We start from the raw sequence: 19,242 nt of genomic DNA, 5'->3' as shown, positions 1-19,242 counted from the left end.
GCCCCTGGTTGCCTTAACCCAGCAAAGGGATCGTGAATGCGATCCACATGCCGAACAGCCAGAGCGCACCCACCGTCCAGACAAGAAAGCGATGCATCACGCGGTTGTAGGTCAGGTGGATCAGGCTGTGCACGACACGCAAGCCGACAAAGACCCAGGCCGCACCGACCAAGGCGGGCGTTTCTGCGCCGACCACCGCCACCGCCAGACACAGCACATAAAACAGCACGGGCAATTCGAATAGGTTGGTGAAGTTGTCCAGGGCCTGCACCCGGCGCAGGGTTCTCGCCCGTTCGCGCGAGGTCGCCAGGGTCTGCGGCGAAATGGCACGGGCACGCATCTCCCCGATCCGTTCATAAAGGGCCAGCGCCCAAACTACGGCGGTCAGGCCGACCAGCGCCGCGCTGGCAAGCAAAATCGGATGTGCCATAAAACCTCCTCCTCTATTTTATTGATTGGCTTGCTTCGCCGGCTCAGCGCCCGGGCATCACCATCGGCACCCACTCGGGCCGACCGAACAGCTTCAGCGTCTCCAGCGGGAAGACCAGGATCAGGCTGAGGATGGCGAGGATGATCAGGGTAAGAAAGGTGGCGAACACGCTGGAGGGCCGCAACCAACCCCAATAACGGGCGGCCAGGAACACCATGTCCTTCTTGTGCTCGGCCATGGCCAGCCAACGCCGCAGCAGACTGGCGATCAGATAGACCGCATAGCCGCCGGCCAAGGAGCCGAGCACGATACGGAAGACCGTCAACATGTCGAGCGGCGCCCGATCCAGCCGCTTGTAGAACAGCGACACGGCACCTACCGCCACCGAGGCAACAAAGGCCAGGGCGATGTTGATCGCCAGCCGCCGGCGTTCGCGCGCCAGGTCCTGCTGGCGCTGGATGAAGAAGTTGTCGACCTCGCGCTTGAAGTACTCGGTTCGGTCCTGCACCAGGTCGGAGATCTCGCGCTTCATCAGCTGGATGCGGTCGTCGAGCACGGCGGACAGCTTGTCCGCGGCGTAGTCGACCAGTTCCTTCACGTCGTCCTTGGTGAACTGACGCTGGTTGTGCAACTCGGCCGAGATCTTGTCGAGCTTGCTGTCGATCTCCTGGCTGGCGCCCTGGACGACCTCCTTGAGCTCGTCGCCGGCGTGCTTCACACCCTCGCGCATCACCTCGCCCAGCTTGTCGCCGGCACGCTCGATCGCCGCCTGGGAGACCTGGGTCAGGCTCTCCCGCGCGTAATCCATCTCTTTCTCGAACCAGGCCATGTCAGCTCCGTTTCTTGAACACCGCCTCCTCGCCTCGTATCAGCCGACGGATATTGCCGTGATGCCGGGCCAAGACCATCGCGCTCAACACCACCAGCAAGGCTGTCTCGGCCGCACCGCCCACCAGCCAGTAACCATACAGCGGCGCCAGCGCGGCCGCCACCAGGGCCGAGAGCGAGGACACCCGGGTGAGGGCGAACATGAGCAGCCAGGTCGCCGCGCAGGCCAAACCGACCCCGAGGTTGAGCGCGAGCAGCACGCCCAGGGCGGTGGCCACGCCCTTGCCGCCTTGGAAGCCGAAGAAGACCGGGAACAGGTGACCGAGGAACACGGCCAGGGCGGCCAGATAGGGCGCATAGCCGGGCAGGCCCCAGGCCTCGCTTGCCCACCTGGCCAGCAGCACCGCGGCCACGCCCTTCAGGGCATCGCCCAGCAGGGTCAGGGCCGCCGCCGACTTCCTGCCGGTGCGCAGGACATTGGTCGCGCCCGGGTTGCCCGAGCCGTGGCCGCGCGGGTCCGGCAGGCCGTAAAGACGGCTGATCACGATGGCGAAGGAGATGGAGCCGATCAGATAAGCGGCAATCAGAAGCAGCGCGAGTTCGGTCATGTGCGTAAAATGGCGGCCTTTGCCTGTTGGATGTCGTGATGGATATTCTGTTTTTGCGGGATTTCCGCCTGGAGATGATTATCGGTCTTTACGAATGGGAGCGTAAAGCGCCGCAGCCCGTCATCCTGGACCTGGAGATCGGCCTCTACGACCACAAGGCGGGCCATACCGACAACGTGGTCGACACCATCGACTACGCCAAGGTCGCCGCCCGCATCCAGGAGAGCATCGCGACCAAGGAATTCCAGCTGGTCGAGGCCCTGGGCGAGCACATCGCCGAGATCGTGCGCGGCGAGTTCGGCGCGCCCTGGGTGCGCATCGCCGTGCGCAAGCAGGCCATCCTGCGCAACGTGAAGGAACTGGGCATCATCATCGAACGCGGCAGCCGGATCTGATCCGGCCCGATGGCCTGAGCGCATGGACGGCCTCAGCAGTCTCGATCTTTTCTCCGCCGGCGGCATCCTGCTGCTGGCCTATTTCATCCGCGGCATCTCCGGCTTCGGCTCGGGCCTGGTCGCGGTGCCGCTGCTGGCCCTGTTTCTGCCGCTCACCTTCGTCGTGCCGTTCATGCTGGTCATGGACCTCACCGCCTCGGCCGCGCTCGGCCACCGCAACCGGCAGCAGGTCGACTGGAGCGAACTCAAGCCGCTGATCCCGGGCAGCATCATCGGCGTCGTCGCCGGCGCCACCCTGTTGCTCAATCTCGACCAGTCGGCCCTGCTCACCACCTTGGGCCTGTTCGTTCTTGCCTTCGCCCTGCGCAGCCTGCTCTACCTGCATGGCGACAAGCGCATCTCCCGACTCTGGGCCTGGCCGGCCTCGCTGGTCGGCGGTACCGTCAGCGCCCTGTTCGGCACCGGTGGACCTCCCTATGTGATCTACCTCTCGCACCGCATCCGGGACAAGGGCGTGTTCCGGGCGACCACCTCGCTGCTTTTTCTCATGGAAGGCGGCCTGCGCAGCGCGGTCTTCATTGCAACCGGCCTGCTCTTGCAAAAGGAACTGCTGCTCGCCTTTCTCGGCAGCCTGCCCATGCTGGCGCTCGGCCTCTGGCTGGGCAGCAAGGTCCACGTCGGCCTGTCCAACGCCCAGATGACGCGGATCATCGGCGCGCTGCTGCTGTTGAGCGGCGGCTCGCTGCTGTGGAAGGCCTGGACCTAGGGAAGGTCGGACTTTTTCGGAGGCTCCTAGCCGCGCGGATGATGCCGGGCGTGCAGCTGTTTCAGCCGCTCGCGCGCGACGTGGGTGTAGATCTGGGTGGTCGAGATGTCGGCGTGGCCGAGCAGCATCTGCACCACGCGCAGGTCGGCACCGTGATTCAGCAGATGCGTGGCGAAGGCATGGCGCAGGGTGTGCGGCGATAGCGGCGCCGTGATGCCGGCCTGCCGGGCATAGCGCTTGATCAGATACCAGAAGGCCTGCCGGGTCATCGCCCCGCCGCGGGCGGTGACGAACAGGGCCTCGCTCGCGCGCGGGCCGAGCAGCGCCGGCCGGGCCTGCTTCAGGTAGCGCTTGAGCCAATCCAGCGCCACCTCGCCCACCGGCACCAGCCGTTCCTTCGCCCCCTTGCCGAAGACGCGCACCACGCCCATGTCCAGGCTCACCGCCGCCACCGGCAGCTGCACCAGTTCCGAGACGCGAAAGCCGGCGGCATAGAGCATCTCCAGCATGGCGCGGTCGCGCAGGCCCAGCGCCGTGTCGGTGTCCGGCACATCGAGCAGGGCCTCGACATCGGCCTCGGTCAGGCTCTTGGGCAGGGCGCGCGGCAGGCGCGGCGGCTCGATGGTGAGCGTGGGGTCGTCGGCCTTGCGCCCCTCGCGCAGGCAGTGGCGATAGAAGCGCTTCAGGGCCGAGAGCTGGCGCGCCAAACTGCGCGCCGCCACGCCTTGACCCAAAGTGCGGTGGGCGAGGAATTGCTCGATATCGGCCTTGCCGGCCGCGAGCGGATCGCTGCTACGTTCGTTCAGCCAAGCAAAGAATTGCGCCAGGTCGCGGCGATAACTTTCCAGCGTACGCTGCGACAAACCATCTTCCAGCCAGAGGGCATCGCAAAAGCTGTCGAGCAGCGAATCAGGTGGCGTGCTCATGGCGCAGCAGCCAGCGCTTGACCTCGATCGCGGCGCCTGCCGCGTGGTGATTGAAGCCGCCCAGGCCCGCGCCCGACACCACGCGATGACAGGGCAGGACGATGGGCACCGGGTTGTCGCCCAGCGCCTGGCCGACCGCGCGCGGGCTCGAGCGCAATTGCCGGGCAAGCTCGCCGTAGGTGCGGGTCTCGCCCGCCGGGATTTCGCGCAAGGCCTGCCACACCCGCTGGCGGAAGGGCGTGCCGGCAAGACGCAAGGGCAGGTCGAAGACAAAATGCGGGTCGGCCAGATAGGCCTGCAACTGGCGGCACACTTCCGTAACCAGCGGGTCCCGGCCGGCGAAGGCCGGGGTGCCCGCCGGCAGGAATTCCAGCCGAGTCAGCTCGCCCGCCTCGACACGCACGCCCAGCGCACCGAAGGGCATGGCCAGGCAGGCATCGTAGTCAGCGTGCGGCATTGGCCTTCCTCGACGGCTTGCTCTTGATAACCGGCTTGCTCTTGTTCACCGGCTTGGCCGTGCCCGACGGCTTGGCCGGCGCTGTGGCCGGGATCTGCGCCTTGACCTTGGCCTGCGGCTGGGCAGGTGGCGGCACGATCGGCTGAACGGGTGCCTGGGCCGACGGCTGGGCGGCTGCCTGGACTGGCGCCGGGGTCATCGCTTCGACCGGCATCTGGACCGGCGCACTCGCCGGCTCGCCCAGCCGGGCCGCGTCGTCATGCAGGCCCGCCCGCTCCAGATTGCGCACGGCCCGGCTGCGGGTCGCCTGCGCCTCCTTGTCCGCCGGCTCGCCGGCCGACAGCAGTTGCCGCGCGGCCGCCTCTGCCCAGGCGCCCTGCAATTCCTTGAGTTCGCCGATGAGCTGCATCGCCTTGCGCTGCTCGGCCGGCGGGGCGATCGCGATGAGCCTGCCGGCCAGCACCTCGACCTGGTCGGTTCGGCCCTGGCGCAGGCGCTGCTGCAACTGGGTCAGGGCGGTGCGGGCCTCGTTGGCGCTCAACGTCGCGCCCGGGGCCAGGGCATGGTCCAGCCATTGCAGGGCCGCGGCCTCGCGGCCGGCGCGGCTGTTGATCTCGGCCTGGCTGAGATACCAGTTGCGCGCCGGCCGGCCCGCCTCGGTCGCGCTCACCCCCTGCCACCAGCCGGCCGCCAGGCGATCGTCGCCGCCGGCGCGGGCCTGCTCGCCCAGGCGATAGCGCAGGCTGGCCGGCAGGCGGGGCAGGCCGACCGGTGCATTGCCGAGCAACCGGGCGGCGAGCAACCCCGGGGAGGCGGACAGGCTCTCGGCCAGGGCCTCGACGGCCTGGATGCGCAGGGCTATGTCGCTGCCCTGCCGCGCCAGCCAGGCCAGCAAGGCACGGCCCTCGCCGGCGTTGTCCTTCAAGGCCAGCCGGGCCTCATCCAGCCAGGCGGCCTCCATGCCGACCAGCAGTTGCCGCCGGTTGGCCGCCTGCTCGGCCAAGGCCTGATAGGCCGACCACAGGGCATGGGCATGGCGCTCGCTGTCGACGCCGAGTCCGATCAGGGCCTCCAGCGCCGCCACCCGCAGGCCGGCGTCGTTGCGCGTTTCCGCCAGGCGCAGCAGGGCCTGCCAGGCCGCCGGCTTGGCCGGCCCGCTCGCCTCGGCGCGCAGCCGGGTCTCGGCCTGCTCCTCGGTCAGCGCGCCCAGTCGCTGCTGCGCCAGTACGCGCAGGGGGCTTTGCGGCGCCAGGGTGTCGAGCAGCTCCAGCGCTGGTTGCGGCCGATCGAGGTCGAGCAGGCGCAGGGCCGCCGCCTCGGCCACCGGCAGCTGTTTGGGGTCGTCCTGCAGCAGGCGCAGGACCACGGGATTGATCAGTTCCGGCTGCGCTTGCGCAGGCTGCAGCCAGGACTGGGCGATGGTAGCGCGCAGGGCGTTGACGGTCTCGGGCGCCAGACCACCCCGCCACAGGGCCTGGGCCCACTGTCGGCGCGCGGCCGGCCAGTCGCCGCGAGCCACCGCCTGCCGGGCCAGGGTCAGCCGATAGCCGGCCCAGGCCGCAGCCGGCGCCTGTTCGCCCGGCGGTAGCACCTTCGGGTCGGCCGGCCGCCGCGACTGGGCGGCCGCCTGCCAGTAGGCATCGCGCCAGGCGGCATCGTGTGGCGTCTTCTCCAGGGCGGCTTGAGCCAGTTGCAGGGCGAGATCGGGCGCGCCGACGGCGGCCAGGCGGCCGACCTGGGCCGGGTCGTCGAGGGCGTGCACCGGCAGGGCCGCGAGGCAGAGCAGCGCAAGAGGGATGGGGGTCAACCGCATGCAACCATTCTAACCCGCCAAGAAAAAAGGCCGCGCAGGCGGCCTTTTTTCCGATGACGCAGCGTGGTCAGAGATGCGGCTCGATCTGCCGGCGCAGGAACTCGTGGAAGTGGACCATGCCGTCCTCCATTGGCGACTGGTACGGCCCCTCCTGGCTGATGCCCTGCTCGTACAGCGCGCGGCGCCCCTTGTGCATGCCGTAGCAGATGTCGTCGTCCTCGATCGCGGTCTCGCGATAGGCCGCCTGCTCGGCCGCGACGAACTCGGGCTCGAACAGGGCGATGTCCTCGGGGTAGTAGTACTCGACCACGTTCAGGCAGGACTCGATGCCGGTCGGAACGATGTGCGACACCACCAGGGTATGCGGATACCACTCGACCATGATGTTCGGGTAATAGGTCAGCCAGATGGCGCCGTGGGCCGGGTCCTTGCCTTCGTAATAGCGCTTCACCTGCTCGTGCCACTGGCCGTAGACCGCGCTGCCGGCGCGGGCCAGGTGGTTGTTCACGCCCACGGTCTGCACCGAATACCACTCGCCGTATTCCCACTTGAGGTCGTCGCAGTTGACGAAATTGCCCAGGCCGGGGTGGTAGGGCACCACATGGTAGTCCTCCAGATACACCTCGATGAAGGTCTTCCAGTTGAAGTTGTAGGGCGTGACCACCGTGCTGTGATAGACGAAGCCGGAGAAGTCGAGGTCGGCCGCGGCCGCCATACCGGACAGGTCCTTGAGCACGTCGCGCCGGCCGTTGAACAGCAGGCCGTGCCAGGACTGCAGCTGGCTCTTGTTCAAATGCAGGCAGGGGTTGTTCGGGAAGTGCGGCGCCCCCTTGAGCTGGCCGTCCAGGCCATAGGTCCAGCGATGGAAGGGGCAGACGATGTGCTGGGCATTGCCTCGGCCCTTGAGCATCAGCGCCTGGCGATGGCGGCAGACGTTGGACAGGAGCTCGACACCGCCGTCGTTGCGCACCAGCATCTTGCCGCCGCCGCTGAGCCAGTCCAGCACCTGATAGTCACCCAGGCCCGGCACCATCAGCTCATGGCCGACATAGCCCGGCCCCTGCCGGAACAGCAGCTGCATCTCCAATTCGTAGATCTTGGGGTCGAAATACCAGTCCACGCTCAGGGCGGGGCTGGTTTTCGTGAGAACAGAAGCGCGAGTCAGGTCGGACATGGCCCATTCCCAATCAGGAATCGCGGTTGATCAAGGGGGAGGGGATTATGCCCCCCTCCCCCCCCCGGGGCAAGCCGATTCGCTGCAAATATCGCTGTCAAACCAAACCCATAGCCGCGTTTCGGCATCATGCCGGATTTGAAGGGGCCGGCGCCCATCGGCTAATATTCGATGTTTCCACCGAACCCTGCAGGCCGCCGATGAGCAAGACCGGCAAGACCACCCCACCCAAGGATTTCGAGAGCGCGCTGGCCGAACTCGAAGGCCTGGTCGAGCGCATGGAATCCGGCCAGCTGCCGCTGGAGGAGTCGCTCGCCGCCTACCGGCGCGGCATCGAGCTCACCAGCTATTGCCAGCAGAAGCTGAACGCGGCCGAGCAGCAGGTGAAACTGCTCGAAGACGGTCGCCTGAAGGACTTCCAAGCGGAAAGCAGCAACGATGACTAGCTTCGCCGCCTGGGCCAAGAGCGCCCAGGAGCGCACCGAGGCCGCCCTGGCCCGCTGCCTGCCCGCCGCCAGCATCGCCCCAGAACGCCTGCACGATGCCATGCGCTACGTCTGTCTGGGCGGCGGCAAGCGCATCCGGCCCATGCTCGCCTTCGCCGCCGGCGCGGCGGTCGGCGCCGAAGTTGAAAAGATCGAACCGGCGGCCTGCGCGGTCGAACTGATCCACGTCTATTCGCTCACCCACGACGACCTGCCCTGCATGGACGACGACGACCTGCGCCGGGGCAAGCCGACCTGCCACGTGCATTACGACGAGGCCACCGCGCTGCTGGTGGGCGATGCGTTGCAGAGCCTGGCCTTCGAGCTGCTCGCCGCGCCCGGTCTGTATGCCGATGCTGCGGTCCAGGTCGAGATGCTGCATCTTTTGGCCCACGCCGCCGGCTCGCGCGGCATGTGCGGTGGCCAGGCGGTCGATCTGGCCAGCACCGGCAAGCAATTGGAACTGGCCGAGCTGGAGTTCATGCACATCCACAAGACCGGCGCACTGATCCGCGCCGCCGTCCTGCTCGGCGCCCTCGCGGCCGGCCGGCTCGACGCCGCTGCCCGTGCCCGGCTGGAACACTATTCAAAATGCATCGGCCTCGCCTTCCAGGTGATGGACGACGTGCTCGATGCCGAGGCCAGCACCGCCACCCTGGGCAAGACCGCCGGCAAGGACGCCGCCCAGGGCAAGGCGACCTATCTCACCCTGATGTCGGCCAAGGATGCCCGCGCCTACGCCCAGGAGCTGGTCGAGGACGCCGTCGTCGCCGCCAGCCACTTCGGTGCGCGCGGCGAGCGTCTGGCCGACATCGCCCGCTTCATCGTGGAGAGGTCCTATTGAGCCTGCTCGAACGCATCGATTCGCCGGCTGATCTCAAGCAGCTCTCGCGCGCCGAACTGAAGGAACTGGCGGGCGAGATCCGCGCCTTCATGATCGACTCGGTGTCCAAGACCGGCGGCCACCTCGCCTCCAACCTGGGCGTGGTCGAACTCACCCTGGCCCTGCACGCGGTCTACGACACCCCGAGCGACCGCATCGTCTGGGACGTCGGCCACCAGACCTATGTCCACAAGATCCTCACCGGGCGGCGCGAGCGCATGCACACCCTGCGCCAGACCGACGGCCTGTCCGGCTTCACCAAGCGCGAGGAAAGCGAATACGACGCCTTCGTCGCCGGCCATTCCAGCACCTCGATCTCGGCCGCGCTGGGCATGGCCGCCGCGGCCAAGGTGAAGGGCGAGGACCGCCGCTGCGTCGCGGTGATCGGCGACGGCGCCATGAGCGCGGGCATGGCCTTCGAGGCCCTGAACAACGCCGGCGCCATGGATGCCAACCTGCTGGTCATCCTCAACGACAACGAGATGTCGATCTCGCCCAACGTCGGCGCCCTGTCGAACTACCTCACCCGCCTGCTCTCGGGCCGGGTCTACAACACCATGCGCCGCCAGAGCGAGAAGCTGCTCTCGGGCCTGCCCGTGCTGCAGGAGCTGGCGAAGAAGGCCGAGGAACACATGAAGGGCATGGTCATGCCCGGCACCCTGTTCGAGGAATTCGGCTTCAACTATCTGGGCCCCATCGACGGCCACGACCTCGACGCCCTGATCGCGACGCTCACCAACTTGAAGCAACTGAGCGGCCCGCAGTTCCTGCACGTGGTCACCCGCAAGGGCAAGGGCTATGTGCCGGCGGAAGAAAACCCGCTCGGCTACCACGGCGTCGGCAAGTTCGACCCGGCCCAGGGCGTCACCGCCAAGGCCGGCGGCAAGCCGAGCTACACCCAGGTCTTCGGCAACTGGCTGGTGGACATGGCGGCGGCCGACAGCCGACTCATCGGCATCACCCCGGCGATGTGCGAAGGCTCGGGCCTGACCCGCTTCGCCGAACAATTCCCCGGGCGCTATTACGACGTCGGCATCGCCGAGCAGCACGCCCTCACCTTCGCCGCCGGCATGGCCTGCGAGGGCCTGAAGCCGGTGGTGGCGATCTACTCCACCTTCCTGCAGCGGGCCTACGACCAGCTCATCCACGACATTGCACTGCAGAACCTGCCAGTGATGCTTGCCATCGACCGCGCCGGCCTGGTCGGCGCCGACGGCCCCACCCATGCCGGCGCCTTCGACCTCTCCTTCCTGCGCTGCGTGCCCAACATGCTGATCGCCGCGCCCTCGGACGAGGCCGAATGCCGCCGCCTGCTGACCACGGCCTACCGGCATGACGGCCCGAGTGCCGTGCGCTACCCGCGCGGCACCGGCCCGGGCGCCGAGATCGAGCCGGATCTGGAGCCGCTGCCCATCGGCAAGGGCCTGTTGCGTCGCCAGGGCCGGCGCGTCGCCATCCTCGCCTTCGGTGCACCGCTGACGGCCGCCCTGGCGGCAGGGGAAAACCTCGATGCCAGCGTGGCCGACATGCGCTTTATCAAGCCGCTCGACCGTGAACTAATCCAGCATTTGGCCGAGACACACGCGCTGCTGGTGACGGTGGAGGAGAACGCCGTGGCCGGCGGCGCCGGCGAGGCGGTGGCCGAGCTGCTGGCCGAACTGGGGCTGGCCACGCCCATCGTCCACCTGGGCCTGCCCGACCGCTTCATCGAACAGGGCGAGCCGACCGTGCTGCTGGCCCGGGTCGGGCTGGATGCCGCCGGCATCGAGCGAAGCGTGCTGGCCGCGCTGAAAAAATAGTATCCGAGTAGTTTACTCAACTATTCGGCTGGCTTATACTTGGTCTACTTTATTCAAGGAATTTCGCCATGAGCACCACCTGCGACGCCGTCTGCCATACCGCGGCCCCTTGCCCGACCAAGGACGCCATCCCCGATGTCCAGAACTATCCGGACTCGCGCAAGCTGGCCATCGACAAGGTCGGCATCAAGTCGATCCGCCACCCGGTGCGCGTCGCCGACAAGAACGGCGGCGTCCAGCACACCATCGCCAGCTTCAACATGTACGTGTACCTGCCGCACCACTTCAAGGGCACCCACATGTCGCGCTTCGTCGAGATCCTCAACAGCTACGAGCGCGAGATCTCGGTCGAGAACTTCGAGGACATGCTGCGCCAGATGGTCAAGCGGCTGGAGGCCGAATCCGGCCACGTCGAGATGAACTTCCCCTACTTCATCAACAAGAAGGCCCCCGTCTCCGGCGTCGAGAGCATGATCGACTACGACGTCACCTTCATCGGCGAGATCAAGGACGGCGAATACATCCAGACCATCAAGGTCGTGGTGCCGGTGACCAGCCTGTGCCCCTGCTCGAAGAAGATCTCCGACTACGGCGCCCACAACCAGCGCTCGCACATCACCATCGCCGCCCGCACCAACACCTTCGTCTGGATCGAGGACATCGTGCGCATGGCCGAGGACAACGCCTCCTGCGAGTTGTACGGCCTGCTCAAGCGCCCCGACGAGAAGTACGTCACCGAGCGTGCCTACGACAACCCGAAGTTCGTCGAGGACATCGTGCGCGACGTCGCCGCCACCCTGAACGCGGACGACCGGATCGACGCCTATGTGGTGGAGAGTGAAAACTTCGAATCCATCCACAACCATTCCGCTTATGCCCTGATCGAGCGCGACAAGAAGGCCAGCTAAGCCGAAGGGTGCATTCCATGCACCTTGTCCCACCAAAACTTCATCCCCACCCCAACCCTCCCCACCTGTGGGGAGGGAGTATCACCCCCCACTCGTGCACCCTTGAGGGCATAAAGGGGAGGCTGGGAGGGGGAATTCCCACCTCCGAGGTGGGAAGCCGCCGGCCTCCCTGCATAGGCTAAGAGCCTGTCTCATAAAATCCTGTGGGCGCGATGGCGGCGATTTTGACGCAGGCCGCGAAGCGCAACGCGCGGTTTGGTCGTTCCAAACAAGCGGCGCGCGACAAAGGCCTGTGGCAAAATCGCCCCATCCCGAAGGGTTGCCGTCAGAAACGGCGTCTGCCGCGTTGTGGCGCTTGGCAATGGAACGACCATTGCCCGCGCACCACGCCTTGCATCCATCCGTTTCTGACGGCAACGCGCTCCATAGGATTTTATGAGATAGGCTCTAATATGCAGATGGCATTAGCCGACCCCGACCCATGAAACCCGTCGCCATCTTCCGCCACACCGAAACCGAAGGCCCCGGCACCCTCGCCGACTTCCTCGACCGCCACGGCATCCCCCACCGGCTGATCCGCATCGACGCCGGCGACCCGGTGCCCGACGCCCCCACCGCCTTCTCCGGCCTGGTCTTCATGGGCGGGCCGATGAGCGTCAACGACGACCTGCCCTGGATTCCCCGCAGCCTGCGCCTCATCCGCCGCGCCGTCGACCACGACATCCCGGTGCTCGGCCACTGCCTGGGCGGCCAGCTCATGGCCAAGGCCCTGGGCGGCACGGTCGGCCGCAACCCGGTGAAGGAGATCGGCTGGGGCAAGGTGGCGGTGCTCGACCGGCCCGAGGCCCGCGCCTGGTTCGGCGACATCGAAGGCTTCGAATCCTTCCACTGGCACGGCGAGACCTTCAGCATCCCCGAGGGCGCCGTGCGCGTGCTGGAAAGCCCCTACTGCGCCAACCAGGCCTTCGTCCTGGGCAAACATCTGGGCATGCAATGCCATGTCGAAATGACCGAGGCCATGATCCGCGCCTGGTGCGACAACGGCGCCGACGAGATCGCCGGCTCGCCCGGCCCCGCGGTGCAGGCCCCCGCCACCATCCTGGCCCAAACGCCGCAACACCTGGCACCGCTCAACCGGGTGGCCGAGCGGCTGTATGGCCACTGGATCAAAGGACTTGATCATGACTGAACTCAATCTTCGCCACCTGCCCAATCTGCACGGCCTGGTCGGCGTCAAGGTGAGATACGAAGGCAAGGTCTGCTGCGTCGTCGAAATCCTCGACGACCCGCTCGCCCTGGTGCTGGAGCCGATCGACGGTGCCCTGGTGATCCACGCCGACGCCTACGGCCAGGCCTCCGAGATGGGTCAGGACAACCGCCTGGTCCACGTCATCGGGCCGGACCACGAAAGCCTCAGCGACGACCTGCTCGGCCTCGAAATCCTCGACTGAGCGTCCCGCCTCTGCCCTGGCCGATTGCCAACGGCCGCGGTTTTGTTCAGTATCGGGGCGAACCGAGAAGAACCGCGGCGGGCGCCCGCGCCCGCAAGGCACAGGAGGCGACATGACCCAGACCCCCCCATCGATCACGGCCCGCGCCGGCAAGGCCGTCGCGCTCTTGCTGCTCGTCGCCGCCGTGTTCGGCGTCTTCCACATCTACGCCCTGAGCAGCCGCCTGCAGGTCGCCGCCAGCGTGCACAAGGTGCTGCTCGAACAGCCGGCCGAGGGCGCGCGCCAGCAGATGCAGCACCTGCGCCAGCAGGCCCAGGCCGAGCAGGTGATGGCCCTGGCCGACCAGTTGCAACAACGCGCCCGCTGGCTCACCTGGGGCCTGGCCGGCCTCGGCCTCTGGCTCGCTGTCCTGGGCGTGGCCGCCTATCTGCGCGGCGGCCGCGTCGGCGGCGGCATCGTCGGCGCCAGCGAGGCCGACCTCACCCTCAACGCCCTGCCCAGCGCCGTCATCCGCTTCGGCCTCGACGACCGCATCCGCCAGCTCAACCCCGCCGCCGAGCGCCTGCTCGGCATCAGTCAGGCCGAGGCCGCCGGCCGCCGCGTGCACGACAGCCTCAGGCTGATCGAACACGAAAGCCGGCAGCCGCTCACCGCCGACCTGCTCGACGCGCTCAGGCAGGGCAACCTCGCCGGCCTGGGCGAGCAGGCCTGCCTGATCACCCACGAAGGCCTGGAGCTGGAAGTCGAAGGCGAGGCCGCACCCATCCTCTCGGCCAAGGGCCGGGCCATCGAGGCGGTACTGATCATGCGCGACGTCACCGAGGCGCGCGAGCAGGGCCGCAAGCAGGCCTGGCTGGCCGAGCACGACGCCCTCACCGGCGCGCTCAACCGCAAGGCCTTCGAAGCGCACCTGGCCAAGTCGATCAACAGCAAGCGCGCCAGCGAATACCCCATGACCCTCCTGGTGGTCGGCGTCGACAGCCACGCCGCCGTGCTGCAGCGCGAAGGCCAGGCGGCCGCCAACGAACTTTTGATCCAGATCGCCCGCCTGATCCAGACCCGCGTGCGGGATACCGACCTGGTCGGCCGCCTGGACGACACCCAGTTCGGCGTGCTGCTGCCGGCCTGCCCGGACGAGATCGCCCAGCGCATCGCCCGCACCCTGCACGAAAGCCTGAGTCACCACAAACTGCTCTGGGGCAAGGCCGACTACCTGGTCAGCACCAGCCTGGGCGTGGTCCACATCCCGCGCAACTGGGAAACCCTGGACCGGGTGATGAGCGCCGGCCTGGCCGCCTGCGCCCAGTCGCGCGCCAGCCGCGACATCGCCATCCACGTCCACTGAGCCGCCGATGCGGGTCCTCGCAGGCGACATCGGCGGCACCCACACCCGGCTCGCCCTGTGCGAGCTCGACGGCGGCGTCCACATCCTGCACCGCGAGCGCTATCTCAACGCCAACGCCGCCGGCCTGGCCGAGCACCTGCAGACCTTCCTCGGCCACCTGCCGGCACCCGAGGCCGCCTGCTTCGCCGTCGCCGGCCCCACCGACGGCCGCCACGCGCAGCTGACCAACCTGGCCTGGGCCATCGACGCCGAGGCACTGCAAGCCCGGTTCAGGATTCCGCGCGTGCGCCTGGTCAACGACTTCCGCGCCGTCGGCCACGGCATCGACGCCGTCGATCCACACCACCTCGCCGTACTCCAGACCGGCCATGTCGTAAAAGAAGCACCTCGCGTCGTGCTCGGCGCCGGCAGCGGCCTGGGCGTCTCGCTCTGCGTCTGGGATGGCAGACGCCACCAGCCCCTGCCCTCCGAAGGCGGCCACATCGGCTTCGCCCCGGCCGATGCCGAGCAGGACCGCCTGCTCGCCTTTCTGCGCGCCGAATACAAGCGCGCCTCGGTCGAGCGCATCCTCTCCGGCCCCGGCATCGTCGCCCTCTACCGCTTCCGCCTGCGCGAGGCCGGACGCAACCCGCTCGAGCCCGATACCCTGCTGCACGACAAGCTGCCCGCCGCCGCCATCACCCAGGCGGCACTCGCTCAAAGCGAGCCGCAAGCCATCGAGGCCATGCGCCTGTTCTGCCGCATCTACGGCCAGACCGCCGGCGACCTCGCCCTGCTCGGCCAGGCCCTGGGCGGCGTCTTTATTGCCGGCGGCATCGCGCCCAAGATCCTGCCCCTGCTCAAGCACGCCGAATTCCTGGAGGGCTTCCACGCCAAGGGCCGCTTCGCCGAGTGGACCCGGCAGCTGCCGGTGAGCGTGGTGCTGGACGAGGACGTGGGCCTGAAGGGCGCGGCGCTGGCGGCAGCTGAGCCGCAGTCCGATGATCGAGCTTCTGACTGCTTTAGTCAGACCCGCACACCACCCCCAAAGGGAGTATCGAATTGATCCAACCGCAAATGTTTGCCCGCACCGCCGCCGTTCTCGCCCTTGCCGCCACCGCCGCCCAGGCCGAAACCGTCAACGTCACCAACGACCTGCTGCAAAGCCCGAAGACCGCGGCCTATATGTATTCGCGGCCGATGATGGAGAACATGTACCGGCTGGGCGTGGCCCAGGACCGCAAGTTCGGCCTGCAGCCGGAGTGCAAGACGCAGTACCAGGTGAAGCCGGTCAGCATCAGCGTGCTGGCGCCCATCGACTTCCCCGACGACAAGCCGCACCCGACCAAGGGCGCCTGGAATTCCCGCTACCAGTTCGAGCGCTGCGGCGAGAGCAAGGTCTACAACGCCATCCACCTTGCCGCCGACAACGGCCAGCCGCCCGCGGTGCGGCCTTTTTATCCCGGCACCAGCAACGCCAACCTGGTGCTGATCAAGGACGCCCTGCCGGCCGCCCTGATGGGCGCCATGATTCGCTCCGGCCTGAAAGACTGCAAGGAGATCGACGTGTTCGACATGAAAGTCAGCGCGCCGCCGCACGACGTGAGCGAAGGCGGCAAGACCCTCAAGGGCGTCTGGACCGAGGACTGGACCTTCCGCCTGTGCGGGCAGCTGGTCGAGGTGCCCATGATCTTCACGCCCAACCCGGCCACCGGCGGCACCAATTTCTCGACGGCGCCGTTCACGATGAACGAGAACAAGGCCAAACCCTGAACGGGCCTGGCCGGGTTTGCCCATGAAACCCAGGATCGACGCCACCGCATTCGGCTCGATCACCATCGAGGGCGAGACCTTCGACCATGACGTGCTGATCCGGCCCGATGGGGCGGTGAGGAAGCGCAAGAAGCAGCTGTCGAAGGCGATCTACGGCACCTCGCACACCATCTCGCTGGACGAGGCCGAGCACATCTTCAAGGACCGGGCCGATCAGTTGATCGTCGGCGCCGGGCAGAACGGCATGGTGCAGCTATCGGACGCGGCGGCCGCCTTTTTCAAGCAGCACCATTGCAAGGTGACGCTGCTGCCGACACCCGAGGCGATCGAACTCTGGAACCAGGCAAAGGGCCGGGCAATCGGCCTGTTCCACGTGACCTGCTAGTGGACGACCGGCTCAGCCGCCGGTCATGCTCATGAAGCGCACCAGCTTCTGCGGCTGTTCGCGGAATTCGTGGCGCTCGGGTTTTCTGGCGATGGCGGCGCGGATGGCCTCGACGATCTCGGCGTCGGTGGCGCCGCCGCGCAGCAGGGGGCGCAGCTCGAAGCGATCCTCCTGGCCCAGGCAGAGATGGAGCACGCCGTCGACGGTGAGCCGTACCCGGTTGCAGGTGGCGCAGAAGTGCTGGGAGATGGGGGTGATGAAGCCGACGGTGAAACGACCGTCGGGCGTGCCCAGGTAGCGGGCCGGGCCGCCGCCGGGCAGCACGGTCTCGACCAGGTCGAAGCGCCGGCGGATCTGCTCCTTCACCGGCTGCAAATCCAGGTAGCGCACGTTGCGGCCGGTGTCGCCCATGGGCATGTTCTCGATCAGGCGCAGGACGAAGCCCTGGGCCATGCACCACTCGACCATGGCGTCGATCTCGTCGTCGTTGTCGCCTTCCAGCGCCACCATGTTGATCTTGATCGGGGCGAAGCCGGCGGCCTTGGCGGCCGCAATGCCGGCCATGATCCTGTCGTAGGCGGGCCGGCCGTTGATGCGGGCGATGCGCTCGGGCCGGAGCGAATCGAGGCTGACATTGAGCCGGGTGACGCCGGCCGCCTTGAGCGCGACGGCGTGTTTTTCCAGCTGGGTGGCATTGGTCGACAGCGACAGGTCTTCGATGCCGGGCACGGCGGCGATGCGGCCGGCCAGGTCGGCGATGTTGCGGCGCAAGAGCGGCTCGCCGCCGGTGAGGCGCACGCGTTTCAAGCCGAGCTGGGCGAACAGGCGGACCAGGCGTGCGATCTCGTCGAAGGAGAGCCAGTGCTCGGGCTCCTCGAAGTCGGTAAAGCCCTCCGGGATGCAGTATTTGCAGCGCAGGTCGCAACGATCCGTCACCGAGATGCGGAGGTATTCGATGCGCCGGCCGAAGGGGTCGATCAGTTCACTCATCTGCGTAGAAATTGAGCGTTATATCTGACAGAATATAACACCATCGAATTCCGGACAAGGAAGTCAGTTATGCAGGCCTTCGGCATCGTCGGCTACAGCGGCAGCGGCAAGACCACGTTGATCGAGCGGCTATTGCCCTGGTTCCTGGCGCGCGGCCTCAAGGTGGCGGTGATCAAGCAGAGCCACCACGACTTCGAAGTGGACGTGCCGGGCAAGGACAGCTGGCGTCATCGCCAGGCCGGGGCCTATGAGGTGCTGATCAGCTCGCCCTACCGCTGGGCGCTGATGCACGAGCTGCGCGGCGCGCCGGAGCCGAGCCTGGAAGAACACCTGGCCCGGCTGTCGCCCTGCGACCTGGTGCTGGTGGAGGGTTTCAAGCGGGCGGAGCTGCCCAAGCTGGAGGTCTGGCGCAGCGCCAACGCCAAGCCCTGGCTGCACCCGGAGGACGGGCGCATCCTGGCCGTGGCCGCCGACCAGGCGCCGCCGGGCCTGCGCCATATCGATTTGAACGATGTCGAGGCCATTGGCCGCTTCATCCTCACCACCCTGAACATCGAAGGACACGAGACATGCTGAGCGCAGACGAGGCCCGGGCGAAACTCCTGGACAACGCAAGGCCGGTGCGGCAGACCGAGGCCATCCCCCTTGAGGCGGCCCTGGGCCGGGTGCTGGCCGAACCGCTGATCGCGGCGGTGACGGTGCCGCCGCTCGACAACAGCGCCATGGACGGCTACGCCCTGCGCCTGGCCGACTGGGCCGAGGACAAGTGGCTGCACGTGGCCCAGCGCATCCCGGCCGGCCAGCTCGGCCACCCGCTCACGCTCGGCACCGCCGCCCGCATCTTCACCGGCGCGCCCGTGCCCGAGGGCGCCGACACCGTGGTGATGCAGGAGGACTGCGAGGTGCGCGACGATCACGTGCGCATCGCCAAACCGCCCAAGCTGGGTGCCCATATCCGCCGCGCCGGCGAGGACATCGCCCATGGCCAGACCGTGCTGCAGGCCGGCGAGCGCCTGAACGCGGCCAGGCTCGGCGTCGCCGCCTCGGTGGGGGCCACCGAGCTCACCGTGCATCGCAAGCTGAAGGTGGCGCTGTTCTTCACCGGTGACGAGATCGTCCTGCCCGGCCATCCGCTCAAGGCCGGCCAGATCTACAACTCCAACCGCGCCACCCTGCTCGCCCTGCTGCAAGGCCTGGGTTGCGAGGTGCACGACCTCGGCATCGTCGCCGACAACCTCGACGCCACGGTGAACGCCCTGGAACAGGCCAGCCGCCATGCCGACGTGGTGATCACCAGCGGCGGCGTCTCGGTCGGCGAGGAGGACCACGTCAAGGCGGCGGTGGAAAGGCTCGGCCGCATCGAGATGTGGAAGGTGGCGATGAAGCCGGGCAAGCCCCTGGTCTATGGCCGCCTGAACACTATTGCGGGGGTGGACACCGATTTCCTCGGCCTGCCGGGCAACCCGGTCTCGGCCTTCGTGGTGTTCTGCCTGTTCGTGCGCCCCTTCCTGCTGGCACGCATGGGTGCCGCCCGGGCCGAGGCGCTGAGCTTCACCGTGCCGGCCGGCTTCGACTGGAAAAAACCAGGCGAGCGGCGCGAGTTCCTGCGTGCCAGAATCGAGCACGGCCGCGCCGTGCTCTACCCGAACCAGAGCTCGGGCGTGCTCACCTCGGTAGCGTGGGCCGACGGTCTGGTCGACATCGAGAGCGGCCACACCGTGCGCGAAGGCGACGACGTGCGCTTCTGGCCGCTGACGGAGTTGCTCAAATAATGAGTGCCGTGCACTCATTTCCCTCACCCCTACCCTTTATGCCCTTCAGGGTGCTCTCCCGGAGGGAGAGGGATT

Annotated in this window: 22 protein-coding genes; 14 read left to right on the top strand and 8 right to left on the bottom strand. The window is 67.6% G+C overall.

What is annotated here, in order from left to right:
* Nucleotides 1-13: 13 nt before the first annotated feature.
* From EL388_RS02870 to plsY, 3 genes are read right to left on the bottom strand one after another with little or no spacing between them, the layout of a single operon-like run.
* Entirely contained in the window at nt 14-430 is a 417-nt protein-coding gene (locus EL388_RS02870; RefSeq protein WP_126459309.1) for an MAPEG family protein, read from the bottom strand.
* 43 nt (nt 431-473) lie between these two features.
* Nucleotides 474-1,259 (bottom strand): hypothetical protein, encoded by a 786-nt coding sequence (locus EL388_RS02865; protein ID WP_126459306.1) that lies wholly within the window; start codon nt 1,257-1,259, stop codon nt 474-476.
* A 1-nt stretch (nt 1,260) separates the two neighbouring features.
* The gene (gene plsY / locus EL388_RS02860) at nt 1,261-1,866 is read right to left on the bottom strand and encodes a glycerol-3-phosphate 1-O-acyltransferase PlsY (RefSeq protein ID WP_126459303.1); all 606 of its coding nucleotides are present in this window, start codon (nt 1,864-1,866) and stop codon (nt 1,261-1,263) included.
* 38 nt (nt 1,867-1,904) lie between these two features.
* Between plsY and EL388_RS02855 the strand changes: the two genes are divergently transcribed.
* Both EL388_RS02855 and EL388_RS02850 read left to right on the top strand, forming a co-directional pair.
* Entirely contained in the window at nt 1,905-2,261 is a 357-nt protein-coding gene (locus EL388_RS02855) for a dihydroneopterin aldolase (RefSeq protein WP_126459300.1), read from the top strand.
* Between the two features lie 22 nt (nt 2,262-2,283).
* Nucleotides 2,284-3,027 carry a sulfite exporter TauE/SafE family protein gene (locus EL388_RS02850; RefSeq protein WP_126459297.1) on the top strand — a complete coding sequence of 248 codons (744 nt, stop codon included), beginning with the start codon at nt 2,284-2,286 and terminating at the stop codon, nt 3,025-3,027.
* Nucleotides 3,028-3,053: 26 nt separating this feature from the next.
* Here the strand turns inward: EL388_RS02850 and xerD are convergent, their stop codons facing one another.
* The 4 genes from xerD to EL388_RS02830 form a co-directional block, all read right to left on the bottom strand.
* Nucleotides 3,054-3,953, bottom strand: a complete 900-nt coding sequence (xerD, locus tag EL388_RS02845) for a site-specific tyrosine recombinase XerD (RefSeq protein WP_126459294.1) — start codon at nt 3,951-3,953, stop codon at nt 3,054-3,056.
* Nucleotides 3,937-4,410: a methylated-DNA--[protein]-cysteine S-methyltransferase gene (locus EL388_RS02840; RefSeq protein WP_126459291.1), complete on the bottom strand. Its 474-nt coding sequence runs from the start codon at nt 4,408-4,410 to the stop codon at nt 3,937-3,939. The genes xerD and EL388_RS02840 overlap by 17 nt, the downstream gene beginning before the upstream one ends.
* Nucleotides 4,397-6,223: a L,D-transpeptidase family protein gene (locus EL388_RS02835; RefSeq protein ID WP_126459288.1), complete on the bottom strand. Its 1,827-nt coding sequence runs from the start codon at nt 6,221-6,223 to the stop codon at nt 4,397-4,399. The genes EL388_RS02840 and EL388_RS02835 overlap by 14 nt, the downstream gene beginning before the upstream one ends.
* Before the next feature lie 67 nt (nt 6,224-6,290).
* Nucleotides 6,291-7,397, bottom strand: coding sequence for an aromatic ring-hydroxylating oxygenase subunit alpha (locus tag EL388_RS02830; protein ID WP_126459285.1), 1,107 nt, complete (start codon nt 7,395-7,397; stop codon nt 6,291-6,293).
* 200 nt (nt 7,398-7,597) lie between these two features.
* Between EL388_RS02830 and EL388_RS02825 the strand changes: the two genes are divergently transcribed.
* From EL388_RS02825 to EL388_RS02780, 10 genes are all read left to right on the top strand, one after another.
* Nucleotides 7,598-7,843, top strand: coding sequence for an exodeoxyribonuclease VII small subunit (locus tag EL388_RS02825; protein WP_126459282.1), 246 nt, complete (start codon nt 7,598-7,600; stop codon nt 7,841-7,843).
* Nucleotides 7,836-8,726 (top strand): polyprenyl synthetase family protein, encoded by an 891-nt coding sequence (locus EL388_RS14175; RefSeq protein ID WP_126459280.1) that lies wholly within the window; start codon nt 7,836-7,838, stop codon nt 8,724-8,726. Before EL388_RS02825 ends, EL388_RS14175 begins: the two co-directional genes overlap by 8 nt.
* Nucleotides 8,723-10,564 (top strand): 1-deoxy-D-xylulose-5-phosphate synthase, encoded by a 1,842-nt coding sequence (gene dxs / locus EL388_RS02815; RefSeq protein WP_232019160.1) that lies wholly within the window; start codon nt 8,723-8,725, stop codon nt 10,562-10,564. Before EL388_RS14175 ends, dxs begins: the two co-directional genes overlap by 4 nt.
* 68 nt (nt 10,565-10,632) lie before the next feature.
* The gene (gene folE2, locus EL388_RS02810; RefSeq protein ID WP_126459273.1) at nt 10,633-11,472 is read left to right on the top strand and encodes a GTP cyclohydrolase FolE2; all 840 of its coding nucleotides are present in this window, start codon (nt 10,633-10,635) and stop codon (nt 11,470-11,472) included.
* A gap of 481 nt (nt 11,473-11,953) precedes the next feature.
* Nucleotides 11,954-12,661, top strand: a complete 708-nt coding sequence (locus EL388_RS02805) for a type 1 glutamine amidotransferase (protein ID WP_126459271.1) — start codon at nt 11,954-11,956, stop codon at nt 12,659-12,661.
* Nucleotides 12,654-12,923, top strand: coding sequence for a hypothetical protein (locus tag EL388_RS02800; protein WP_126459267.1), 270 nt, complete (start codon nt 12,654-12,656; stop codon nt 12,921-12,923). Before EL388_RS02805 ends, EL388_RS02800 begins: the two co-directional genes overlap by 8 nt.
* A 112-nt stretch (nt 12,924-13,035) precedes the next feature.
* The gene (locus EL388_RS02795) at nt 13,036-14,268 is read left to right on the top strand and encodes a diguanylate cyclase domain-containing protein (RefSeq protein WP_126459264.1); all 1,233 of its coding nucleotides are present in this window, start codon (nt 13,036-13,038) and stop codon (nt 14,266-14,268) included.
* Between the two features lie 7 nt (nt 14,269-14,275).
* Nucleotides 14,276-15,313, top strand: coding sequence for a glucokinase (gene glk / locus EL388_RS02790; RefSeq protein ID WP_126459261.1), 1,038 nt, complete (start codon nt 14,276-14,278; stop codon nt 15,311-15,313).
* Nucleotides 15,310-16,020, top strand: a complete 711-nt coding sequence (locus tag EL388_RS02785) for a hypothetical protein (protein ID WP_126459258.1) — start codon at nt 15,310-15,312, stop codon at nt 16,018-16,020. The genes glk and EL388_RS02785 overlap by 4 nt, the downstream gene beginning before the upstream one ends.
* Nucleotides 16,021-16,042: 22 nt before the next feature.
* Nucleotides 16,043-16,405: an Mth938-like domain-containing protein gene (locus tag EL388_RS02780; protein ID WP_126459255.1), complete on the top strand. Its 363-nt coding sequence runs from the start codon at nt 16,043-16,045 to the stop codon at nt 16,403-16,405.
* Nucleotides 16,406-16,417: 12 nt separating this feature from the next.
* On the opposite strand, the gene moaA is transcribed toward EL388_RS02780, so the two are convergent.
* A complete protein-coding gene (moaA, locus tag EL388_RS02775; protein WP_126459252.1) occupies nt 16,418-17,395 on the bottom strand; it encodes a GTP 3',8-cyclase MoaA in 978 nt (325 codons plus the stop codon).
* A gap of 69 nt (nt 17,396-17,464) precedes the next feature.
* On the opposite strand from moaA, the gene mobB reads away from it, so the two are divergent.
* Nucleotides 17,465-17,971 (top strand): molybdopterin-guanine dinucleotide biosynthesis protein B, encoded by a 507-nt coding sequence (mobB, locus tag EL388_RS02770; RefSeq protein WP_126459249.1) that lies wholly within the window; start codon nt 17,465-17,467, stop codon nt 17,969-17,971.
* Nucleotides 17,965-19,167, top strand: a complete 1,203-nt coding sequence (locus tag EL388_RS02765) for a molybdopterin molybdotransferase MoeA (protein WP_126459246.1) — start codon at nt 17,965-17,967, stop codon at nt 19,165-19,167. Before mobB ends, EL388_RS02765 begins: the two co-directional genes overlap by 7 nt.
* Nucleotides 19,168-19,242 lie beyond the last annotated feature (75 nt).

The sequence above is a fragment of the Sulfuritortus calidifontis genome, from assembly GCF_003967275.1.
In the GTDB taxonomy this organism is placed as follows: Bacteria; Pseudomonadota; Gammaproteobacteria; order Burkholderiales; family Thiobacillaceae; genus Sulfuritortus; species Sulfuritortus calidifontis.
Note: the sequence above shows the minus strand (reverse complement) of the source record. Positions and strands in the feature narration are given on the sequence as shown.

Coding starts and splice junctions, on each gene's coding strand:
- EL388_RS02870 (WP_126459309.1), bottom strand. CDS start 430: ATGGCACATCCGATTTTGCTTGCCAGCGCGGCGCTGGTCGGCCTGACC.
- EL388_RS02865 (WP_126459306.1), bottom strand. CDS start 1,259: ATGGCCTGGTTCGAGAAAGAGATGGATTACGCGCGGGAGAGCCTGACC.
- plsY (WP_126459303.1), bottom strand. CDS start 1,866: ATGACCGAACTCGCGCTGCTTCTGATTGCCGCTTATCTGATCGGCTCC.
- EL388_RS02855 (WP_126459300.1), top strand. CDS start 1,905: ATGGATATTCTGTTTTTGCGGGATTTCCGCCTGGAGATGATTATCGGT.
- EL388_RS02850 (WP_126459297.1), top strand. CDS start 2,284: ATGGACGGCCTCAGCAGTCTCGATCTTTTCTCCGCCGGCGGCATCCTG.
- xerD (WP_126459294.1), bottom strand. CDS start 3,953: ATGAGCACGCCACCTGATTCGCTGCTCGACAGCTTTTGCGATGCCCTC.
- EL388_RS02840 (WP_126459291.1), bottom strand. CDS start 4,410: ATGCCGCACGCTGACTACGATGCCTGCCTGGCCATGCCCTTCGGTGCG.
- EL388_RS02835 (WP_126459288.1), bottom strand. CDS start 6,223: ATGCGGTTGACCCCCATCCCTCTTGCGCTGCTCTGCCTCGCGGCCCTG.
- EL388_RS02830 (WP_126459285.1), bottom strand. CDS start 7,397: ATGTCCGACCTGACTCGCGCTTCTGTTCTCACGAAAACCAGCCCCGCC.
- EL388_RS02825 (WP_126459282.1), top strand. CDS start 7,598: ATGAGCAAGACCGGCAAGACCACCCCACCCAAGGATTTCGAGAGCGCG.
- EL388_RS14175 (WP_126459280.1), top strand. CDS start 7,836: ATGACTAGCTTCGCCGCCTGGGCCAAGAGCGCCCAGGAGCGCACCGAG.
- folE2 (WP_126459273.1), top strand. CDS start 10,633: ATGAGCACCACCTGCGACGCCGTCTGCCATACCGCGGCCCCTTGCCCG.
- EL388_RS02805 (WP_126459271.1), top strand. CDS start 11,954: ATGAAACCCGTCGCCATCTTCCGCCACACCGAAACCGAAGGCCCCGGC.
- EL388_RS02800 (WP_126459267.1), top strand. CDS start 12,654: ATGACTGAACTCAATCTTCGCCACCTGCCCAATCTGCACGGCCTGGTC.
- EL388_RS02795 (WP_126459264.1), top strand. CDS start 13,036: ATGACCCAGACCCCCCCATCGATCACGGCCCGCGCCGGCAAGGCCGTC.
- glk (WP_126459261.1), top strand. CDS start 14,276: ATGCGGGTCCTCGCAGGCGACATCGGCGGCACCCACACCCGGCTCGCC.
- EL388_RS02780 (WP_126459255.1), top strand. CDS start 16,043: ATGAAACCCAGGATCGACGCCACCGCATTCGGCTCGATCACCATCGAG.
- moaA (WP_126459252.1), bottom strand. CDS start 17,395: ATGAGTGAACTGATCGACCCCTTCGGCCGGCGCATCGAATACCTCCGC.
- mobB (WP_126459249.1), top strand. CDS start 17,465: ATGCAGGCCTTCGGCATCGTCGGCTACAGCGGCAGCGGCAAGACCACG.
- EL388_RS02765 (WP_126459246.1), top strand. CDS start 17,965: ATGCTGAGCGCAGACGAGGCCCGGGCGAAACTCCTGGACAACGCAAGG.